Source organism: Micromonospora sp. NPDC048947 (assembly GCF_040649495.1).
Lineage (GTDB): Bacteria > Actinomycetota > Actinomycetes > Mycobacteriales > Micromonosporaceae > Micromonospora > Micromonospora alfalfae.
In genome coordinates, this window is record NZ_JBEZFO010000018.1 from 117,632 (window position 1) to 136,252 (window position 18,621).

Below are 18,621 nucleotides of genomic sequence, written 5' to 3' on the forward strand. Positions count from 1 at the left end.
GCCTGACCGATCGGTCAGACCCTGACCGATCGGTCAGATGGAAGCGGTGGCGTTCACCACACCCCTTGGCGGTTTATCGGGTGTGTTGGGTGTCGTACCTGGTCCGGGCCTCGGCGATGGCCCGCCGGTGCCGCTCGGCCCAGCTGGTCAGCGCCACCAGCGACTCGTAGAGCTCCAGCGCCATCGGGGTGGCGGTGTACTCGACCTTGGGCGGGACGGTCGGATAGACAGTGCGGTGCAGCAGGCCGTCCCGCTCCAGGTTGCGCAGGGTCAGCGTGAGCATCCGGCGGCTGATCCCCTCGATGTGCCGCTCCAGCTCGGTGAAGCGCACCGGCCCGTGCGAGGCGGCCACCAGGATGCCGATGCTCCACTTGCCGCCGACCCGGTCGAGCACCTCGCGGACGGTGCACGCCCGAGCCTGACCGGGGGTGAACGGCACGTTCCCGGCTGAGCAGGTCAGCTCAGCCTCGACCAGCGCGGACACATCGCTGTTCCTCTGGGACATCAAAGTGCCTCCTTCCGCTCCGCCTCATGGTCACAGACGATGACCTCGGTAACAAACCGTGCACCAAGGAGGATTCGTGGAGCGTGTCGTCCCATCCCGTTGGCCGGCGTTGCTGGTGCTCTGCGCCGGCAGCCTGATGATCATCCTGGATGGCACAGTCGTCGCGGTGGCGCTGCCCGCCATCCAACGCGACCTGGGCTTCAGCGCCGCCGGCCTGGCCTGGGTGGTGAACGCCTACCTTGTCGCGTTCGGCGGGCTGCTGCTGCTCGCCGGCCGGCTCGGTGACCTGCTGGGCCGGCGCAGGGTCTTCCTGGCCGGGGTCACGCTGTTCACAGCGGCCTCGCTGGCCTGCGCGGTCGCCACCGGGCCGGCAGTGCTGGTGGGCGCGCGGTTCGGGCAGGGCGTCGGCGGTGCGCTGGCCATGGCGGTCAGCCTCGGCATGATCGTCCGGCTCTACCCGGAAGCGGCCGAGCGGGCCCGCGCCATCGCCGTCTTCAGCTTCACCGGCGCGGCCGGCGCGTCGGTCGGGACTGTCGCCGGAGGGGTGCTCACCCAGGCCGCCGGCTGGCGGACGATCTTCCTGGTCAACGTGCCGATCGGGGCGGCCATCCTCATCGCGGCCCTCCGCCGAATCCCGGCCGAACGAGGGATCGGCCTGCGCGCCGGACTGGACCTGCCCGGCGCGCTGCTAGCCACCGCCGGTCTGATGGCCGCCGTGCTGGGCATCGTCGGCACCGGCGAGCACGGCTGGACCAACCCCCGGACGCTCGGCGCGGTGGCCCTCGCGGCGCTGCTGCTCGGCGGGTTCGCGCTGCGCCAGCGGGTGGCGGCGACCCCGCTGGTGCCGCCCCGGGTGCTGCGCGTCCCGGGCCTGGTGGCGGCGAACGCCGTGCAGTTCCTCATGGTCTGCGCGTACTTCGGATTCCAGTTCCTGCTCGCCGTGGAGCTGCAACTGGTGCTGGGGCTGGACGCCGCCGCGACCGGCTGGGCCTTCCTGCCCACCCCTGTCGTGATCGCCGTGGTCTCGCTCGGCCTGGCCGGTCGGCTGATCGCCCGCTTCGGTGCCCGGATGGTTCTGCTGGTCGGGCTCGGCGTGGCGACCGTCGGCTTCCTCCTGCTCGCCCGGCTGCCCTCCGACGGCGCCTACGTCGCTGACGTACTCCCCGCGATGTTGATCTTCGGGGTGGCCGGCGGCCTGACCCTGCCGGCGGTCACCACGGCGGCCATGGCCGGCGCGACCGACACCGACGCCGGGCTCGCCTCCGGCCTTGCCAACACCACCCAACAGGTCGGCGGAGCGGTCGGCCTGGCCGCGCTGGCCACCCTGGCCGCCACCCGCAGCGACGCGCTGAGGGCCGGCGGCTGGGCCGAGACCGCCGCGCTCGCCGGCGGCTACCGGACCGCGTTCGCCGTGGCCGCCGGTCTGGTGGTCGCCGCGTGGCTGGTGGCGCTGACCACGGTGCCCCGACGCCCGGCCCGGCCGTCGTCGGCCACCGACCCGTCAGGCCCGGCCGGGGTGGGCGCCGGAATCGATCCGTACCGAAGCGCCGCGTCCGGTTGACCGACGGCATCCAGGCCGGGAGGGTGGTCGGGTGAGCGAGGCTGACGAGACCCGGGACGGCGTGGCCCTGACCAACCTGGACCAGCCGCTGTCCGACCGCGACGGCGCGACAAAGCGTGACCTGGTCGACTACCTCGACGCGGTCCGGGACCGGATCCTTCCGCAACTGCGGGGCCGGCCGCTGTCGGTGATCAGGGTCCGCCCCGGCCAGCCGCCGTTCATGCAGAAGAACCTGCCCCGCTACACCCCGGACTGGGTCCGCCGGGCACCGGTCTGGGCGGAGGCGTCACACCGGGAGATCTCGTACGCCCTCTGCGACGACCGCCGCACCCTGCTCTGGTTCGCCAACCAGCGGGCGGTGGAATACCACCCGACGTTGGCCACCGTGGCGGATCTGCACCGCCCGACCCACCTGATCCTCGACCTGGACCCGCCGGACGACGACGGGTTCCGCGCGGCTGTCGACGCCGCCCTGCTGGTCCGTCAGGCGCTCGCCGACGCCGGCCTGGCCGGTGCCGTCAAGACCAGCGGCGCCAAGGGCGTGCACGTCTTCGTACCGGTGACCGACGAACCAACGGCCGAGGAGCTGGCCGCCGCCACCCGGGCACTCGCCGTCCGCGCCGAGCGGCTCGACCCGGCGCTGGCCACCACTGCCTACATCAAGGAGGACCGGGGTGGCCGGGTCTTCGTGGACGCCACCCGGGCGGGTGGAGCGACAGTGGCCGCCGCGTACAGCCCCCGGCTGCGGCCGGGGATGCCGGTCTCGTTCCCTGTCGACTGGGCGGAGCTGACCGAGGTGACCCCCGCCGACTTCACCATCCGGACCGCGCCAGCACTGCTCGCCGACGGCGACCCGTGGGCCGCGCTGATGCCGGCACCGCAACAGCTCCCCGCCGATCTGGTCGCCGAGGGCCGGACCATCCCGGTGGCCCGGGTGCAGGCCATGCACGAGGGGAAGCGCCGGGCCCGCGCCCGCCGCGAGGCCGGCTGACCAGGCTCGTCGGCCTCCGCTCGCGCCCGGCGAGCGCTCGATTGTCGGTGGGTTGTGGCACGATTTCGCAGGTGAGCAGCAAATCCGACGCGACCCAGCGACTGGCCGACCTGGCACGGCTGCGCCGGGTCCGCGACCGGATCGACAGGGAGTACGCGTCTCCGCTGGACGTCGAGGCGCTCGCCCGCGGCGCGCACATGTCGGCCGGGCACCTCAGCCGCGAGTTCCGGCTCGCCTATGGCGAATCTCCGTACAGCTACCTGATGACCCGACGGATCGAGCGGGCGATGGCCCTGCTGCGCCGTGGTGACCTGAGCGTCACCGACGTCTGTTTCGCTGTCGGTTGTTCGTCGTTGGGCACCTTCAGCACCCGCTTCACCGAGCTGGTGGGTGTGCCACCCAGCGTCTACCGGCGGCAGGCGGCGCAGGCCACGGCGGGGATGCCGTCGTGCGTGGCGAAGCAGGTGACCAGACCGGTCAGGAATCGAGAAGCGCAGGTCACCGAGGCGCAACTAGCGTGACCAGCATGGACATCACCATTCATTCGAGTTTCCTGCCGCACACCGACCCGGAGGCCTCGCTGGTCTTCTACCGCGACATCCTCGGTTTCGAGGTCCGCCTCGACGTCGGGTACGAGGGGATGCGGTGGATCACGGTCGGGCCGGTCGGCCAACCCAGCACCGCCATCGTCCTGCACCCGCCGGCCGCCAACCCCGGCATCACCGACGACGAGCGGCAGACCATCCTCGAGTTGATGGCCAAGGGCAGCTACTTCGGCGTCAACCTCGCCACCACCGACCTCGACGCCACCTTCGCCAAGTTGGAGGCCAGCGACGCCGAGGTCGTCCAGGAGCCGACCGAGCAGCCGTACGGCGTGCGCGACTGTGCCTTCCGGGACCCGGCCGGCAATATGGTCCGCATTCAGGAAGTGCGCTGAGTCCCGCGCGCCCGACAGATGGAGAGACGATGAGCACGGCCATCCAGCCGTCCGCGCCGCACGTCGCCGACAGCCACGACCTGATCCGGGTGCAGGGCGCGCGGGTGAACAATCTCAAGGACGTCAGCGTCGAGATCCCGAAGCGGCGGCTGACGGTGTTCACGGGTGTCTCCGGCTCCGGCAAGAGCTCGTTGGTGTTCGGCACCATCGCTGCCGAGTCGCAGCGGATGATCAACGAGACCTACAGCACCTTCGTGCAGGGTTTCATGCCGACGTTGGCGCGACCCGAGGTTGACCTGCTGGATGGCCTGACCACGGCGATCATCGTGGACCAGGAGCGGATGGGCGCCAACTCCCGCTCCACCGTCGGCACCGCCACCGACGCCAACGCGATGCTGCGCATCCTGTTCAGCCGGCTCGGGCAGCCGCACATCGGCCCGCCCAACGCGTACTCCTTCAATGTTCCCTCGGTGAAGGCGACCGGGGCGATCACAGTCGATCGCGGCGTCGGCAAGACGAAAACCGAGAAGGCGACCTTCAACCGTCTCGGCGGCATGTGCCCGCGGTGCGAGGGCAGAGGTGCCGTGACCGACATCGACCTGTCGGCGCTCTACGACGACAACCTCTCGCTCAACGAGGGCGCGATCACCATCCCGGGTTACAGCATGGAGGGCTGGTTCGGCCGGATCTTCCGGGGCTGCGGCTACTTCGACCCGGACAAGCCGATCGCCAAGTTCACCAAGCGGGAGCTGCACGACCTGCTCCACCGGGAGCCGACCAAGATCAAAGTCGATGGGATCAACCTGACGTACGCGGGCCTGATCCCGTCGATCCAGAAGTCCTTCCTCGCCAAGGACATCGACGCGTTGCAGCCGCACATCCGCGCCTTCGTGGAGCGCGCGGTGACCTTCACGACCTGCCCTGACTGTGCCGGCACCCGGCTCAGCAAGGAGGCCCTGTCGTCGAAGATCAAGGGCCTGAACATCGCCGACGTGTGCGCGATGCAGATCAGCGACCTGGCCGCCTGGGTACGCGGGATCGAAGACCCGTCGGTGGCCCCGTTGCTGGCCGGCCTGCAACACCTCCTCGACTCGTTCGAGGAGATCGGGCTGGGCTACCTGTCGCTCGATCGACCGTCGGGCACCCTCTCCGGCGGTGAGGCGCAGCGCACCAAGATGATCCGCCACCTCGGCTCCTCGCTCACCGACGTCACCTACGTCTTCGACGAGCCGACGATCGGGCTGCACCCGCACGACATCCAACGAATGAACGAGCTGCTGCTCCAGCTGCGCGACAAGGGCAACACCGTCCTGGTCGTGGAGCACAAGCCGGAGGCCATCGCCATCGCCGACCACGTCGTCGACCTCGGCCCCGGCGCCGGCACCGAGGGCGGGACCGTCTGCTACGAGGGCACAGTGGAAGGTCTCCGGGCCAGCGGCACCATCACCGGCCGCCACCTCGACGACCGGGCGGCCCTCAAGGAGACGGTCCGGACACCCACCGGCAAACTGGAGATCCGGGGCGCCACTGCCAACAACCTCCAGGACGTCAACGTCGACGTACCCCTCGGGGTGCTCGTCGTCGTGACCGGCGTCGCCGGCTCCGGCAAGAGTTCGCTCGTGCACTCCTCGATACCGGCCGGCGCGGGCGTGGTCTCCATCGACCAGGGCGCGATCCGCGGCTCACGGCGCAGCAACCCGGCCACGTACACCGGGTTGCTCGACCCGATCCGTAAGGCGTTCGCGAAGGCCAACGGGGTGAAGCCGGCGCTGTTCAGCGCCAACTCCGAGGGTGCCTGCCCGAGCTGCAACGGCGCTGGCGTCATCTACACCGACCTGGGGATGATGGCGGGCGTCGCCGCCCCCTGCGAGGACTGCGAGGGCAAGCGGTTCCAGGCATCGGTGCTGGAATACCGCTTCGGTGGTCGCGACATCAGCGAGGTGCTCGCCATGTCGGTGACGGAGGCCGAGAAGTTCTTCGGCGCAGGCGAGGCCCGTACGCCGGCGGCGCACGCCATCCTCGACCGGCTCGCCGACGTCGGGCTCGGCTATCTGAGCCTCGGGCAGCCGCTCACGACTCTCTCCGGCGGGGAGCGGCAACGGCTCAAGCTGGCCACCCACATGGCTGAGAAGGGCGGCGTCTACGTCCTCGACGAGCCGACCACCGGCCTGCACCTGGCCGACGTCGAGCAACTGCTCGGCCTGCTCGACCGCCTTGTCGACTCCGGCAAGTCGGTGATCGTCATCGAGCACCACCAGGCGGTCATGGCGCACGCCGACTGGATCATCGATATCGGCCCCGGCGCAGGCCACGACGGTGGGCGGATCGTCTTCGAGGGCACGCCCACAGACCTCGTCGCCGCCCGCTCCACCCTCACCGGCGAGCACCTGGCGGCGTACGTCGGCACCTGACGGCCGCCATTCACGCCACCGGTGGTTGGACGCGGCGTGCCGTCGTGTTGGCGAGGACTCCGCAGGTGGCGGCGACCAGACCGAGGCCGACAGTGGCCGGGGTGACGTACCCGGGCACCGACGAGGTCACGTAGGCGCCGCCACCGCTGAGGCGGCACTCGAAGTGCAGCGGTAGGAAGCTGACGTCGTAACCGACGACCAGGCTCGCCACCTGTGGCCCGGCCTGGCGACAGGGCCCGACCGGGGCGGATCCGGCGCCACCGTCCTCGGCCTGCATCACCGCGTAACCGAGGTGGAGCAGACCCCATGCGTACAGGGCGACGGCACCCGCACCGAGGAGCAGCGCCGCAGTGCGCAGGCGACCCGACCGTTCGCTCTTTTTGAACACCGCGCGGAACCCACGGACGGTGAGGAGTGTCGCCATGACGGCCCCACCCAGCGCGGCGAGGAGCAGACCGAGAAACAGCATGATCGACATTCTGGCCTGTGCTCCGCCAAAACGATGAAGGCCCCTGACCGAATTTCTGGGTCAGGAGCCTGTAGTGCTGGTCAATCTTGGTGCCCCCGGCAGGATTCGAACCTGCGCCCCCGCCTCCGGAGGGCGCACCTACCGCGTTCGCTGGCGCGTCGCCGGGCAGCCACGCAAAGAGGTATTCAAGACAAAGGCGCTCGCGGAGGGCTTCCGGTCTGAACTGGTAACGGCTTCCCGAAAGGGTGAAGCGTTCGATGTCGCATCGGGGCTTCCGGCCACGATGCGACGCGAAACGGTCACCATGTCGTGGTACGACCTGGCCTGCGCATTCGCCGACATGAAATGGCCGCACGTAGCCGCCACGACTAGGCGCACTCACGCCGAAGCACTGACCGTGCTTACCGTGCTCATGCTGACCAATGGAAAGGGTCGACCAGACGGCAAGTTACTTCGCCACGCGCTAGGCCGGTGGGCATTCAACACTGCCCGCCGCAGCGCTGAGGACATGCCCGCCGACGTGGCGAAGGTGCTCAGTTGGGTGAAGCGGAACGCCCGAGACGTGGCAAGCCTTAGCCGCCCGGAAGTGCTGCGGCCGGTGCTGGATGGCCTCACAGTGCGACTCGACGGCGCACCGGCCGCACCGAGCGTCATCAGTCGCCGACGGAAGATTTTCAACACGGCAATCGAATACGCAGTGGAAAGACGGGCGCTGCTGGCAAACCCGCTGCCGCGACTGAAGTGGAAGCCACCAAAAACCGTTGTGACGATCGACCGGCGATCAGTGGCTAACCCGGTTCAGGTACGGACTCTGTTAAACGGGGTCCGAGAGCAGGGGCGCATCGGTCCGCGCATGGTCGCCTTCTACGCCTGCCTCTACTAGGCGGCTATGCGACCGGAGGAAGCTGTTCGCCTCGCAAAGCCGAACCTTCACCTATCGGAGAAGGGCTGGGGAGAATTCACGCTCGACGGAGCTAACCCGCACGCGGGTCGGGAATGGACCGACAGTGGGAAGAATCGGGACAGCCGCCAACTCAAGCAGCGCGCCCGAGGGGAGACACGAACGGTTCCCTGCCCACCCGAACTAACCGCAATCATTAATGCCCACATCGCGCTATTCGGCTACGGCCCAGACGGTTGGCTGTTCGTGGGAGAGCGCAACAAGGAGGAATTACCCAAGGGCACGATCAACCGCGTCTGGCGGTGGGCACGCGCCGCCGTGTTAACGCCCGAGGTCTACGCCTCCCCGCTGGCACGCACCCCGTACGACCTGCGGCACGCCGCCGTGTCGACACAGCTAAACGGGGGAGTGCCGCCGACCCAGGTAGCTGACTGGGCCGGACAGTCAGTGGAGGTGCTGCTCAGGATCTACGCCAAGTGCCTAGACGGCCGTGAGGCTGCTCTCCGGCAACGCGTCGAACGAGCGTTCGGCCACGGCTGACCCGTGCCGAACTTCGGCACTCAGGACTGCGATGGCCGGCCGCTTGCGTGCGGGCGATTGCGCGACGTATAGCCGATGCTAACAAGCCGAGAGCCGCCTACTAGTACTCGATTCGGGCGGGTCCATCCGTCCACCCTGATTGCTGAGGTGACTGGACGACGCGCGGTTGGACGCGTCGTCCAGTACCACCTTGTGAGTTGCCAGCCGTCAGGTAGGGATCATTGCCAACGGTGTGACCGTGCGTAGTAGTAAACGTCGCTGTTTTTCACGCCTTGCGCAAGATTATGTTGAGCAGTCACATAATTCGCGCCTTGGTAGAGTGTGACGCCACGGTAGGCCGGGCTGGTCCCGCGGTTGTAGACCGAGCGCACTGGCCAATTGAGAGACCAGGAGCAAGTGATACCGCTGCGCCAGTCGGGGTCGGCGTCACTCCAAAGGCAGCGCGCGCCCGTTCCACCCGTGCCGTCCCAGACGCAGAGGTTTCCGGAGGGGCAATCCCAAGCTGCCAGGGCTGCTGCCGGCTGCGGGGTGGCGGCTTGCGCGGCTACGGGTGGCGCGACGGCCATGCCTAGCGCTATAAAGCCCAAAACGGCAATGGCTTTTCGGATGATCCTCATATGCGCTCCCCGTTCGTTGTGCCCGCACTCGATTTTCCGGCGATCTCAAGCTGAAGATGCTGCGAAGTTGTCGGTACTTCTGGACCTTCATCATTGATTAGCGCGGCATATCGAGATATGGAAGTTAACAAGATCCTATCAACGGTATTTTGATGTGTCAAGGACTGGGGAGGAGGTAGCAAGGCGCTCCCGTGACCACTTCTGTCGGTTAATCTAAGCCTCACTCTTTTAAAGGTGGGCCAGCGGGCAATCGTGGTGGGTATCTCAGTACACCTTCCCAAGTGTCGGCGCGCCGGGTATTCGGCGAAGCTGCCGCACAGCGAGCCGTCGATGTTGAGCAGTGCCGCGCCTACCTCGCCGAGCAGCCGCCCGAGGTAGGCGTTCATCCGTCGTGGCGGAAGGTGACGGTCGGCCATGCCGAGTCGAACCACGCTGGCCCCTTAACGGCCGGCGATACATGCGCCGTGTTGAATTGGTTCAACGGGGGAGTCTTGCCGACCCAGGTAGCCGGCTGGGCCGGGCAGTCGGTGGAGGGGGTGCTGCTCAGCATCTACGCCAAGTGCCTAGACGGCGGTGAGGCTGCTCTCCGGCGACGCGTCGACCGAGCATTTCGGCCACGACTGACCGAGCGGCCGAACTTTGGCACGGATATGGCACAGACGCCCGCCACGCGCCGCTGACGGCCGGACACAGCCGGACACACGAGTAAGGCCCTTGACCGAGTTTCCCCTGGTCAAGGGCCTTTTCGTGCTGGTCATTGATGGTGCCCCCGGCAGGATTCGAACCTGCGCCCCCGCCTCCGGAGGGCGGTGCTCTATCCCCTGAGCTACGGGGGCTCAGCGACTGGAGAAGACTAGCAAACCTCCCCTGCGTACGCCGAATCGGTATCGGGTGGGCCGATCGTGTCGGACCGGCCCACCCGGTGCTCAGGCGGCTACCGCCCGCCCGCAACTGGGCAGAGGGTGCAGGACGATTCGCCGAGGGAGTCGGCGCGGCCACTCGTTGCGCGGCCAGGAGCCATCCACGATCAGGTGGACGGTGCGCTGCTCCTCACCACTGAGCCGCAGCACGAAGTCGCGGGGGAGCGGCGGGTCCACCGTCGGCGTAGTGATCATGAAGCGCACCCGACCACGGGACGAGACAGCGGAGATCACGTCGGCGGCCGGCATCGTGCCGCGCAGCCGGACCCGGCCGATCCAGTAGACCTCCGCGAGGTGCTCCTGGGCGGCCCGGGTGATCCCCGGGTACTCGCTGCGGACCCAACGCTCGACCGCGCTGACGCAGAGCCCGCAGGCCCGCTCGCGCGGCTCCCGCGGACCCAACCCCCAGGCCCGCAGGTACGCCCCGACCGCGCCAGTGTCCAGCGGCAGCTCGAAGCGCCGTTGGATGAGCGTGGTGAGGCTCTGCCGCGTCCACAACTCCTCGTCCAGGCCGAACTCGTCGGGATGGACGCCCCGCAGCGTGTCGATCAACTCGAGTTCCTGTTCGCGGCTGAGCATTCCCGGCTCGCCCTGCCGCTGTCCGCGACGGACGGCTGCCACCGCCCCGTCACCACCGATGGTGTGGCGTCGGCACCAACTGGTGACCGAACGCCGTGCGTCTCTGAGTGCAACCCCCACGTCTTGGGCAACGAGCCCGAATCGCAACTGGTCACGATATGTGGGGAGAAAACTCTCTAAGCAACGTAATCGCCTGTGCCACGCAAAACGCCCACAAGGGACGAGAGGGGTGTTCAGGTCATACGCGACGTGTGTGACCGCCGTGATCGACTCGGGTTCCTGAAGGTCGGGGTGTCCCGGTTGCGGGGACGGCGCGGTTTTCTGAAAGCCGAGTCGATCAAGGCCTAGGGGTTGGCCCAGCCCGGGTTTGGGCGGGATCGAGCCGGGCTGGGTGGGGGTCGGGCCGGGCTGGTGGGGGTTGGGTGGGGGGCCGGGCTGGGCGGGGTCGGGCGGGGTCGAGTCGGGTCGGGCCGAGGCGGGTTGAGTTCGGTCACGCGGTGGCGGTCCGCCGGCGTTGATCGACTCGGGTTCCTGAAGGTCGGGGTGTCCCGGTCGGGCGGACGGCGCGGTTTTCTGAAAGCCGAGTCGATCAAAGCCTGGGGGCCGAGCCGAGCCGGGGCCGAGCCGAGCCGAGGCTGGGCCGAGCCAGGGCTGGGCCGAGCCGGGGCCGGGCCGAGCCGGGGCCGGGCCGAGCCGGGGCCGGGCCGAGCCGGGGCCGGGCCGAGCCGGGGCCGGACCAGGGCCGCGCCAGGCCGAGTCGAGGGTCGAGCCAGGTCGGGGCTAAGCCAGGGCTGGGCGGGCCGGGGGTCAGGCCGGGACCAGGGCTGGGCTGAGGGCGAGCCGGGGGCGGGTTGGTGGGGGCGCGGGTTGGGGAACTGATGGTGACATGGTGCGGCCCGCGTCACCGCCACTGTTCGGCGGGGACGCGGGCCGGGTGCGCCGTCCGGTCGGTCAGCCCTTGGCCTGCGCCTGGAGCTGCCGGAGGTTGTTCAGTTCGGTCTGCTGGGTGGCTTTCATGGTGTTCGCCACCCGCACCACCTCGGCGTTGTCTGTCGCGCCGAGCGCCGCGTCGATCATGTGGATGCCGCCGAGGTGGTGGTTGTACATCAGGGTCAGGAACTGCCTGTCGACCTCGATGCCCTGGGCGTCGCGCAGGGCGGTCATCTGTTGCGGCGTGGCCATGCCCGGCATCAGGCCGTCCTTGACGGTTGCCCCGTCGGACATCCACGACATCGGTGGGTTCGACCCGGTCGGGCTGAGGCCCCACTCGCGCAGCCAGGTCTGCATCGCGCCGATCTCGCCCTGCTGCCCGGTGGCGATGTCCACGGCGATCTGCCGCACCTCGGGGAGGGTCGCCGACCGGTACGCGATCAGGCTCATCTCCACCGCCTGCGCGTGGTGGGTCGTCATGTCCCGGGCGAAGCCCGCCTCGACCGAGGCGTCACCGGGTCGGGTGAGCCGCGGGGTGAGCAGACCGCCCGCGTACCCGAGGAGGAGCCCCACCACCAGCATGATGGCGAGCGCCAGCACGCCGTAGCGCGACGCCGGGGTCCGGCCGCCCTCGTCCGGGGCGGCCGGGATCTCGTCGTACTCGCTGTCGGTGGTTGCCGGAGCGGTCATTGCCGTCCTTACTGGGTGGGCTGCTGCTGTTGCTGGAGTTCACGTGGCGTGGTGCCGGTGGCGGTGATGCCGGTGTTGCAGAGCGCCGTCGGGCCCTCGACGGAGGCGTTCACCCGCAGGTCCTTGATGAACTCGTCGATCCGCGAGTCGTCGGCGTTGTCGACCTTGAGTTGGTAGCCCCAGGCCTGCAGCGAGATCGGCTTGTCCAGGCCCTCGTACGGGCTCATCAGCATCTTCTCGACGCCGCGTACCTTGCCGGCGAGCTTGTCGACCTGGTCCTTGGGCAGGTCCGGGCGGTAGGTGATCCACACCGCGCCGTGCTCCAGGCTGTGCACCGCGTGCTCGCTGGCGATCGGGGCGTCGTACACGTCGCCCATGCAGTTCTGCCAGGCGGCGTTGTGCACCCCGCCCACCGGCGGCGAGTACTTGTAGGTCAGCGGGCCCGACTTGTGCGACTCGTAGTCGAGGCTCGCCTTGTCGGTCTTGCGGATGTTGACGATGCCGTCGATGGCGTTGGCGCGCTTGTCCCACGGCTTGGAGCCCTGGAACGACGCCCAGGCGCCGTAGCCGATGATGCCGGCCGCGAGCACGCCGACCGCGACGAAGAGCGCGATCGGCCCCCACGCGCGGCCCTGGCTCACCTTGACCGGGGTGACCGGCTTGCGCGGGCCCTTGCCCCCGGCCCGGGGGGAGCCCGTCGGCTTGCCGGAACCGGCCTTGGCGCCGGACGCCGGCCGGCCCGCAGCCGGCTTCTTGCCGGTGCTGACCACGGTCGGGCGGCGCTCAGGGCCACCCGGGGTGCTGATGCTCATCGTGCCTCGTCAAGTCGGTCGGTCAGGGGAGTGGCGGGCCGGATGACGCGCAGGGGAGCCGCCGAGTGCCCGAGTCTACCCCCGATAACATGGTTGGGTGACTCCTGCAGAACTAGCCTCGGTCGTCCTTGCCGCCGCCCACGCCGTCTTCGAGCAGCGTGGGCTGGACCGCGCCGCGTTGCCGGCGAGCACGGTGGTGGAGCGACCGCGCAACCCCGAGCACGGCGACTACGCCTCGACGCTCGCGCTGCAGTTGAGCAAGAAGGTGGGCGTCCCGCCCCGGGAGCTGGCGACGGCCCTGGCCGATGAGCTGGGTCGGGCGGCGGGGGTCAAATCGGTGGATATCGCCGGGCCGGGCTTTCTGAACATTCGGCTCGACGCCGCCGCGGCCGGTCAGCTCGCGCGGGTGATCGTCGAGACCGGCGCGGAGTACGGCCGCAGCGACCGGCTCGCCGGCGAGAAGATCAACCTGGAGTTCGTCTCGGCCAACCCGACCGGGCCGGTGCACATCGGCGGGGTCCGTTGGGCTGCCGTCGGTGACGCGCTGAGCCGGCTGCTGCGGGCCACCGGCGCCGACGTCGGCACTGAGTACTACTTCAACGACGCCGGTTCGCAGATCGACAGGTTCGCCCGGTCGCTGCTCGCCGCCGCCAAGGGCGAGGCGGCGCCGGAGGACGGCTACGGCGGGGCGTACATCGCCGAGATCGCCGCCGAGGTGCAGGCCCGCCGGCCGGAGGTGCGCTCGCTCGACGACGACGCCGCCCAGGAGGTCTTCCGGGTCGAGGGCGTCGCGCTGATGTTCGACGAGATCCGCACCTCGTTGCGCGACTTCGGGGTGGAGTTCGACACCTACTTCAACGAGAAGGACCTGCACGACCGGGGTGAGCTGGACCTCGCCCTGGCCCGGCTGCGCCAGCAGGGGCATCTCTACGAGTCCGAGGGCGCCACCTGGCTGCGCACCACCGACTTCGGCGACGACAAGGACCGGGTGCTGCGCAAGTCCAACGGCGAGTGGACGTACTTCGCCGCGGACTGCGCCTACTACCTGGACAAGCGCGAGCGCGGCTTCGAGCGGGTCGTGATCATGCTGGGCGCCGACCACCACGGCTACATCGGCCGGATGAAGGCGATGTCCGCCTGCTTCGGCGACGACCCGGAGCGCAACCTGGAGATCCTCATCGGGCAGCTGGTCAACCTGCTGCGCGACGGCGCGCCGATGCGGATGAGCAAGCGGGCCGGCACCGTGATCACCCTGGAGGACCTTGTCGACGCGATCGGCGTGGACGCCTCCCGGTACGCGTTGGCCCGCTACTCCAGCGACTCCCCGATCGACATCGACATCGAGCTGTGGACCCGGGCGACCCGCGACAACCCGGTCTACTACGTGCAGTACGTGGCAGCCCGGACGGCGGGCGTGGCCCGCAACGCCGCCGAGGTGGGGCTGGTTCCGGGTGACGCCGACGCGTTCCGCCCCGAGCTGCTCGACCACGAGAAGGAGAACGAGCTGCTCAAGGCGCTGGCCCAGTTCCCAGCGGTGGTGGCGACGGCCGCCGAGCTGCGGGAGCCGCACCGGGTGGCCCGCTACCTGGAGGAGAGCGTCGCCGCCTCCTACCACCGGTTCTACGACAACTGCCGGGTGCTGCCGCTGGGCGACGAGGAGATCACCGACCTGCACCGCGCTCGGCTCTGGCTCAACAACGCCACCCGCACGGTGATCGCCAACGGCCTCTACCTGCTCGGCGTCTCCGCACCCGAGAGGATGTGACATGAGGGCTCACGAGGCCGGTGCGCTGCACGCGGACATCAGCAACCAGGGGCCCGCCTGGCTGCGTACCCCGGCCGACGTCAACGCCCTCGTGCCGGCGCTGTGGCCACGGTCGGTGACCCGCGGCGCCGACGGCGCGGTCGCCGTCGCGGGCCTGAGCGTCAGTGACATCGCAGCCGAGTTCGGCACCCCGGTGTACGTCCTCGACGAGGCCGACCTGCGCTCGCGCTGCCGCGACTTCCGGGCGGCCTTCCCGACCGAGGACGTGTACTACGCGGGCAAGGCGTTCCTCTGCCGGGCGGTGGTCCGGATGATCGCCGAGGAGGGGCTGCACCTGGACGTCTGCACCGGTGGCGAGCTGGCCACGGCGCTGTCGGCCGGGATGCCGCCGGAGCGGATCGGCTTCCACGGCAACAACAAGTCGGTCGCCGAGCTGGGCCGGGCGCTGGACGCGGGCGTGGGCCGGATCATCGTCGACTCGTTCACCGAGATCGACCGGCTCACCGCGCTGGCCCGCGAGCGCGGGGTCCGGCCTAGGGTGCTGGTCCGGGTCACTGTGGGCGTCGAGGCGCACACCCACGAGTTCATCGCCACCGCCCACGAGGACCAGAAGTTCGGCTTCTCCCTCGCTGGCGGCGCCGCCGCGAACGCCGCGTTCAAGATCCTCGACGAGGGTGTGCTGGAGTTGCGTGGGCTGCACTCGCACATCGGCTCGCAGATCTTCGACGCCAGCGGCTTCGAGGTCTCGGCCCGGCGGGTGCTCGCCCTCCAGGCGCAGATCCGCGACGCGCGCGGGGTGGAGCTGCCCGAGCTGGACCTGGGCGGCGGCTTCGGCATCGCGTACACCACCCAGGACGACCCGGCGACCCCGCAGGATCTGGCCAAGCGGCTTCGGAGGATCGTCGATTCGGAGTGCGCCGCGGAGAACCTGGCGGTGCCGCGCCTGTCGATCGAGCCGGGCCGGGCCATCGTCGGGCCGGCCGTGTTCACCCTCTACGAGGTCGGCACTGTGAAGGACCTCGACGGCCTACGGACGTACGTCAGCGTCGACGGCGGGATGAGCGACAACATCCGCACCGCCCTCTACGACGCGACCTACTCGGCGACGCTGGCCTCGCGGGCGTCGACCGCGCAGCCGTTGCTCGCCCGCGTGGTGGGAAAGCACTGTGAGTCCGGGGACATCGTGGTGAAGGATGAATTCCTGCCCGCCGACGTGCAGCCCGGAGATCTTGTAGCAGTGCCCGGCACCGGTGCGTACTGCCGAAGCATGGCCAGCAACTACAACCATGTGCCCCGGCCACCGGTGGTCGCGGTGCGCGACGGCCAGGCGCGCCTGATCGTCCGGCGGGAAACCGAAGAGGACCTGCTCGCATTGGATGTTGGATGACGTCACCTGTGCGCTTGGCGCTGCTCGGCTGTGGCACTGTCGGCCAGGAGGTGGTCCGGCTGCTGCACGAGCAGTCGGCCGACCTCACCGCGCGGATCGGCGCCCCGCTGGAGATCGCCGGCATCGCCGTCCGTCGGCTCGGCCGCGACAGGGGTGACCTGCCGGTCGACGAGGACCTCTTCACCACCGACGCGCTTGGCCTGATCAAGCGCGACGACGTGGACGTGGTGATCGAGGTGGTCGGTGGCATCGAACCGGCCCGGAGCTGGCTGGTCGAGGCGCTGCGCGCCGGCAAGAGCGTGGTCACCGCCAACAAGGCGCTGCTCGCCGAGGACGGCGTGGCCCTGCACGAGGCGGCGGCCGAGGGCGGCGGCGACCTCTACTACGAGGCGTCAGTGGCCGGGGCCATCCCGCTGCTGCGCCCGCTACGGGAGTCGCTGCACGGCGACCGGATCAACCGGGTCATTGGCATCGTCAACGGCACCACCAACTTCATCCTCTCCGCGATGGACGCGACCGGCGCCGGCTTCGCCGAGGCCCTCGAAGAGGCCACAGCCCTGGGGTACGCGGAGGCCGATCCGACCGCCGACGTGGAGGGCTTCGACGCGGCGGCGAAGGCGGCGATCCTCGCCTCGCTGGCGTTCCACACCCGGGTCGGCGCCGCCGACGTGCACCGCGAGGGCATCACCGAGGTGACCGCCGCGGACATGGCCAGCGCCCAGGCGATGGGCTGCACGATCAAACTGCTCTGCATCGCGGCCCGGGGTGTCGACCCCACCGGCCGGGAGACGGTCAGCGTCCGGGTGCACCCGGCGATGATCCCGCGCAGCCACCCGCTGGCCAGCGTCGGGGACGCGTTCAACGCGGTCTTCGTGGAGGCGGACGCGGCCGGGCAGTTGATGTTCTACGGTCGGGGCGCCGGTGGCGCACCCACCGCCAGCGCGGTGCTCGGTGACGTGGTCGCGGTGTCCCGCAACCGGCTCGCCGGGGTGCGCGCGGCCAGCGAGAGCGCGTACGCGGCCCTCGCGGTACGGCCGATGGGTGAGGCGTTGACCCGCTACCACGTGAGCCTCGACGTGGCCGACCGCCCGGGTGTGCTGGCCTCGGTGGCGGGCGTCTTCGCCCGGCACGACGTGTCGATCGCGACGGTGCGGCAGGGCTCGGCGGGCGGGCCAGCGGGCCGCGACGGCGACGCCGAGCTGGTCATCGTCACGCATGTGGCACCGGACGCCGCGCTCGCCGCGACAGTCGGCGAGCTGCGCGGTCTGGACATTGTCCGGTCGGTGACCAGTGTGCTGCGGGTCGAGGGCGACGCCTGAGTCGTTGCATCATCGACGGAACGGCTCGCGCGTCCCGCCAGGTGGGTAGGCGGGGGTGTGCCATTGACCACTCCAGCGGGCTGGTCCAAGGTGGCCCTGATATCGGGTGGGCGCAGCGGTAGAAGCGAGGAGAGCGACATGTGGCGGGGTCTGATCGAGGCGTACCGGGATCGGCTGCCGGTCACTGCGGCCACGCCGGTCGTCACGCTGCACGAGGGCAACACCCCGCTGTTGCCGGCGCCGGTGCTGTCCGCCCGGCTCGGTTGCGACGTGCACCTCAAGGTGGAGGGCGCCAACCCGACCGGCTCCTTCAAGGACCGGGGGATGACCCTCGCGGTGTCCAAGGCGGTCGAGGCCGGCAACAAGGCCATCATCTGCGCCTCCACCGGCAACACCAGCGCCTCCGCCGCGGCGTACGCGGCCCGCGCCGGGTTGACCTGCGCCGTGCTGGTGCCGCAGGGCAAGATCGCGCTGGGCAAGCTGGCCCAGGCGCTGGTGCACGGCGCGAAGCTGCTGCAGGTGAACGGCAACTTCGACGACTGCCTCGCGACGGCGGCCAAGCTCGCCCAGGACTACCCGGTCGCGTTGGTCAACTCGGTGAACATCGACCGGCTGCACGGCCAAAAGACCGCCGCCTTCGAGATCGTCGAGGCGCTCGGTGACGCGCCCGACATCCACTGCCTGCCGGTCGGCAACGCCGGCAACATCTCCGCGTACTGGATGGGATACGCCGAGGAGCTGGCCGCCGGCGCCACCACCCGCGCCCCGAAGATGTACGGCTTCCAGGCCGCCGGGGCGGCCCCGATCGTGACCGGCCAGGTGGTGCCGGAGCCGTCCACCATCGCCACCGCGATCCGGATCGGCAACCCGGCCAGCTGGACGAAGGCGTTGGATGCCCGGGACGCCTCCGGTGGCCTGATCGCGTCGGTGACCGACCGGGAGATCCTCTCCGCGTACCGTCTGCTCGCCCGTGAGGTGGGGGTCTTCGTCGAGCTGGGCAGCGCGGCCAGCGTGGCCGGCCTGCTGCAGCAGGCCGCGGCGGGCGCGGTGCCGCCCGGTTCCACTGTGGTCTGCACTGTGACCGGCCACGGGTTGAAGGACCCGGAGTGGGCGATCTCCACTGCGCCGGCGCCGGTGACCATCGCGAACGACCCGCTGGCTGCGGCGCGCGCCCTCGACCTGGCCTGAGCGCGCCACCTCCGGGTGGTGATCGGCGGCGGGTGACTGGACGGCGCGACGGTCCGGGGGCGGCGGGGGCCGAGGTATGCGAGTCCGGCACACTTTCGG

The 18,621-nt window shown here is 69.9% G+C and carries 17 protein-coding genes and 1 tRNA gene; 11 read left to right on the forward strand and 7 right to left on the reverse strand.

The genetic code is table 11. The features are described from left to right. Positions 1 to 73 precede the first annotated feature (73 nt). The gene (locus AB0B98_RS24530; protein WP_238670560.1) at positions 74 to 508 is read right to left on the reverse strand and encodes a helix-turn-helix domain-containing protein; all 435 of its coding nucleotides are present in this window, start codon (positions 506 to 508) and stop codon (positions 74 to 76) included. 73 nt (positions 509 to 581) lie between these two features. Between AB0B98_RS24530 and AB0B98_RS24535 the strand changes: the two genes are divergently transcribed. From AB0B98_RS24535 to AB0B98_RS24555, 5 genes are all read left to right on the forward strand, one after another. Further along, positions 582 to 2,066 carry an MFS transporter gene (locus tag AB0B98_RS24535; protein ID WP_357365571.1) on the forward strand — a complete coding sequence of 495 codons (1,485 nt, stop codon included), beginning with the start codon at positions 582 to 584 and terminating at the stop codon, positions 2,064 to 2,066. A gap of 31 nt (positions 2,067 to 2,097) precedes the next feature. After that, a complete protein-coding gene (locus AB0B98_RS24540) occupies positions 2,098 to 3,057 on the forward strand; it encodes an ATP-dependent DNA ligase (protein WP_357365573.1) in 960 nt (319 codons plus the stop codon). Between the two features lie 71 nt (positions 3,058 to 3,128). Next, positions 3,129 to 3,578 carry a helix-turn-helix transcriptional regulator gene (locus AB0B98_RS24545; protein ID WP_238670557.1) on the forward strand — a complete coding sequence of 150 codons (450 nt, stop codon included), beginning with the start codon at positions 3,129 to 3,131 and terminating at the stop codon, positions 3,576 to 3,578. Positions 3,579 to 3,583: 5 nt separating this feature from the next. Continuing rightward, a complete protein-coding gene (locus tag AB0B98_RS24550; protein WP_238657381.1) occupies positions 3,584 to 3,994 on the forward strand; it encodes a VOC family protein in 411 nt (136 codons plus the stop codon). Positions 3,995 to 4,023: 29 nt separating this feature from the next. Beyond that, positions 4,024 to 6,405, forward strand: a complete 2,382-nt coding sequence (locus AB0B98_RS24555; protein ID WP_357365576.1) for an excinuclease ABC subunit UvrA — start codon at positions 4,024 to 4,026, stop codon at positions 6,403 to 6,405. A 10-nt stretch (positions 6,406 to 6,415) separates the two neighbouring features. Here AB0B98_RS24555 and AB0B98_RS24560 read toward each other — a convergent pair whose 3' ends face one another. Beyond that, the gene (locus AB0B98_RS24560; RefSeq protein ID WP_357365578.1) at positions 6,416 to 6,874 is read right to left on the reverse strand and encodes a hypothetical protein; all 459 of its coding nucleotides are present in this window, start codon (positions 6,872 to 6,874) and stop codon (positions 6,416 to 6,418) included. A 73-nt stretch (positions 6,875 to 6,947) separates the two neighbouring features. Here AB0B98_RS24560 and AB0B98_RS24565 point away from each other — a divergent pair, with 73 nt between their 5' ends. Together AB0B98_RS24565 and AB0B98_RS24570 are read left to right on the forward strand one after the other, a co-directional pair. Further along, positions 6,948 to 7,757, forward strand: coding sequence for a hypothetical protein (locus AB0B98_RS24565; RefSeq protein WP_357365580.1), 810 nt, complete (start codon positions 6,948 to 6,950; stop codon positions 7,755 to 7,757). A gap of 264 nt (positions 7,758 to 8,021) precedes the next feature. Further along, the gene (locus AB0B98_RS24570; RefSeq protein ID WP_357365582.1) at positions 8,022 to 8,315 is read left to right on the forward strand and encodes a hypothetical protein; all 294 of its coding nucleotides are present in this window, start codon (positions 8,022 to 8,024) and stop codon (positions 8,313 to 8,315) included. Between the two features lie 218 nt (positions 8,316 to 8,533). On the opposite strand, the gene AB0B98_RS24575 is transcribed toward AB0B98_RS24570, so the two are convergent. The 5 genes from AB0B98_RS24575 to AB0B98_RS24595 form a co-directional block, all read right to left on the reverse strand. Beyond that, positions 8,534 to 8,932: a peptidase inhibitor family I36 protein gene (locus AB0B98_RS24575; RefSeq protein ID WP_357365584.1), complete on the reverse strand. Its 399-nt coding sequence runs from the start codon at positions 8,930 to 8,932 to the stop codon at positions 8,534 to 8,536. A gap of 761 nt (positions 8,933 to 9,693) precedes the next feature. Further along, positions 9,694 to 9,768 (reverse strand) — tRNA-Arg (locus AB0B98_RS24580). Between the two features lie 90 nt (positions 9,769 to 9,858). Then, a complete protein-coding gene (locus AB0B98_RS24585) occupies positions 9,859 to 10,551 on the reverse strand; it encodes a winged helix-turn-helix domain-containing protein (protein ID WP_238670588.1) in 693 nt (230 codons plus the stop codon). Between the two features lie 831 nt (positions 10,552 to 11,382). Continuing rightward, positions 11,383 to 12,051, reverse strand: a complete 669-nt coding sequence (locus AB0B98_RS24590) for a DUF305 domain-containing protein (RefSeq protein WP_357365586.1) — start codon at positions 12,049 to 12,051, stop codon at positions 11,383 to 11,385. 8 nt (positions 12,052 to 12,059) lie between these two features. Next, complete coding sequence (locus AB0B98_RS24595) at positions 12,060 to 12,863, reverse strand: DUF3105 domain-containing protein (RefSeq protein ID WP_357281730.1); 804 nt, start codon at positions 12,861 to 12,863, stop codon at positions 12,060 to 12,062. A 97-nt stretch (positions 12,864 to 12,960) separates the two neighbouring features. On the opposite strand from AB0B98_RS24595, the gene argS reads away from it, so the two are divergent. From argS to thrC, 4 genes are all read left to right on the forward strand, one after another. Then, entirely contained in the window at positions 12,961 to 14,628 is a 1,668-nt protein-coding gene (gene argS, locus AB0B98_RS24600) for an arginine--tRNA ligase (protein ID WP_357365588.1), read from the forward strand. 1 nt (position 14,629) lies between these two features. Continuing rightward, the gene (gene lysA, locus AB0B98_RS24605; protein WP_357365590.1) at positions 14,630 to 16,015 is read left to right on the forward strand and encodes a diaminopimelate decarboxylase; all 1,386 of its coding nucleotides are present in this window, start codon (positions 14,630 to 14,632) and stop codon (positions 16,013 to 16,015) included. A gap of 8 nt (positions 16,016 to 16,023) precedes the next feature. Then, a complete protein-coding gene (locus tag AB0B98_RS24610) occupies positions 16,024 to 17,334 on the forward strand; it encodes a homoserine dehydrogenase (RefSeq protein ID WP_357365640.1) in 1,311 nt (436 codons plus the stop codon). Between the two features lie 138 nt (positions 17,335 to 17,472). Then, positions 17,473 to 18,522: a threonine synthase gene (gene thrC, locus AB0B98_RS24615; RefSeq protein ID WP_238670550.1), complete on the forward strand. Its 1,050-nt coding sequence runs from the start codon at positions 17,473 to 17,475 to the stop codon at positions 18,520 to 18,522. Positions 18,523 to 18,621 lie beyond the last annotated feature (99 nt).

Coding starts and splice junctions, on each gene's coding strand:
- AB0B98_RS24550 (WP_238657381.1), top strand. CDS start 3,584: ATGGACATCACCATTCATTCGAGTTTCCTGCCGCACACCGACCCGGAG.
- AB0B98_RS24555 (WP_357365576.1), top strand. CDS start 4,024: ATGAGCACGGCCATCCAGCCGTCCGCGCCGCACGTCGCCGACAGCCAC.
- AB0B98_RS24560 (WP_357365578.1), bottom strand. CDS start 6,874: ATGCTGTTTCTCGGTCTGCTCCTCGCCGCGCTGGGTGGGGCCGTCATG.
- AB0B98_RS24575 (WP_357365584.1), bottom strand. CDS start 8,932: ATGAGGATCATCCGAAAAGCCATTGCCGTTTTGGGCTTTATAGCGCTA.
- AB0B98_RS24590 (WP_357365586.1), bottom strand. CDS start 12,051: ATGACCGCTCCGGCAACCACCGACAGCGAGTACGACGAGATCCCGGCC.
- AB0B98_RS24595 (WP_357281730.1), bottom strand. CDS start 12,863: ATGAGCATCAGCACCCCGGGTGGCCCTGAGCGCCGCCCGACCGTGGTC.
- lysA (WP_357365590.1), top strand. CDS start 14,630: ATGAGGGCTCACGAGGCCGGTGCGCTGCACGCGGACATCAGCAACCAG.
- thrC (WP_238670550.1), top strand. CDS start 17,473: ATGTGGCGGGGTCTGATCGAGGCGTACCGGGATCGGCTGCCGGTCACT.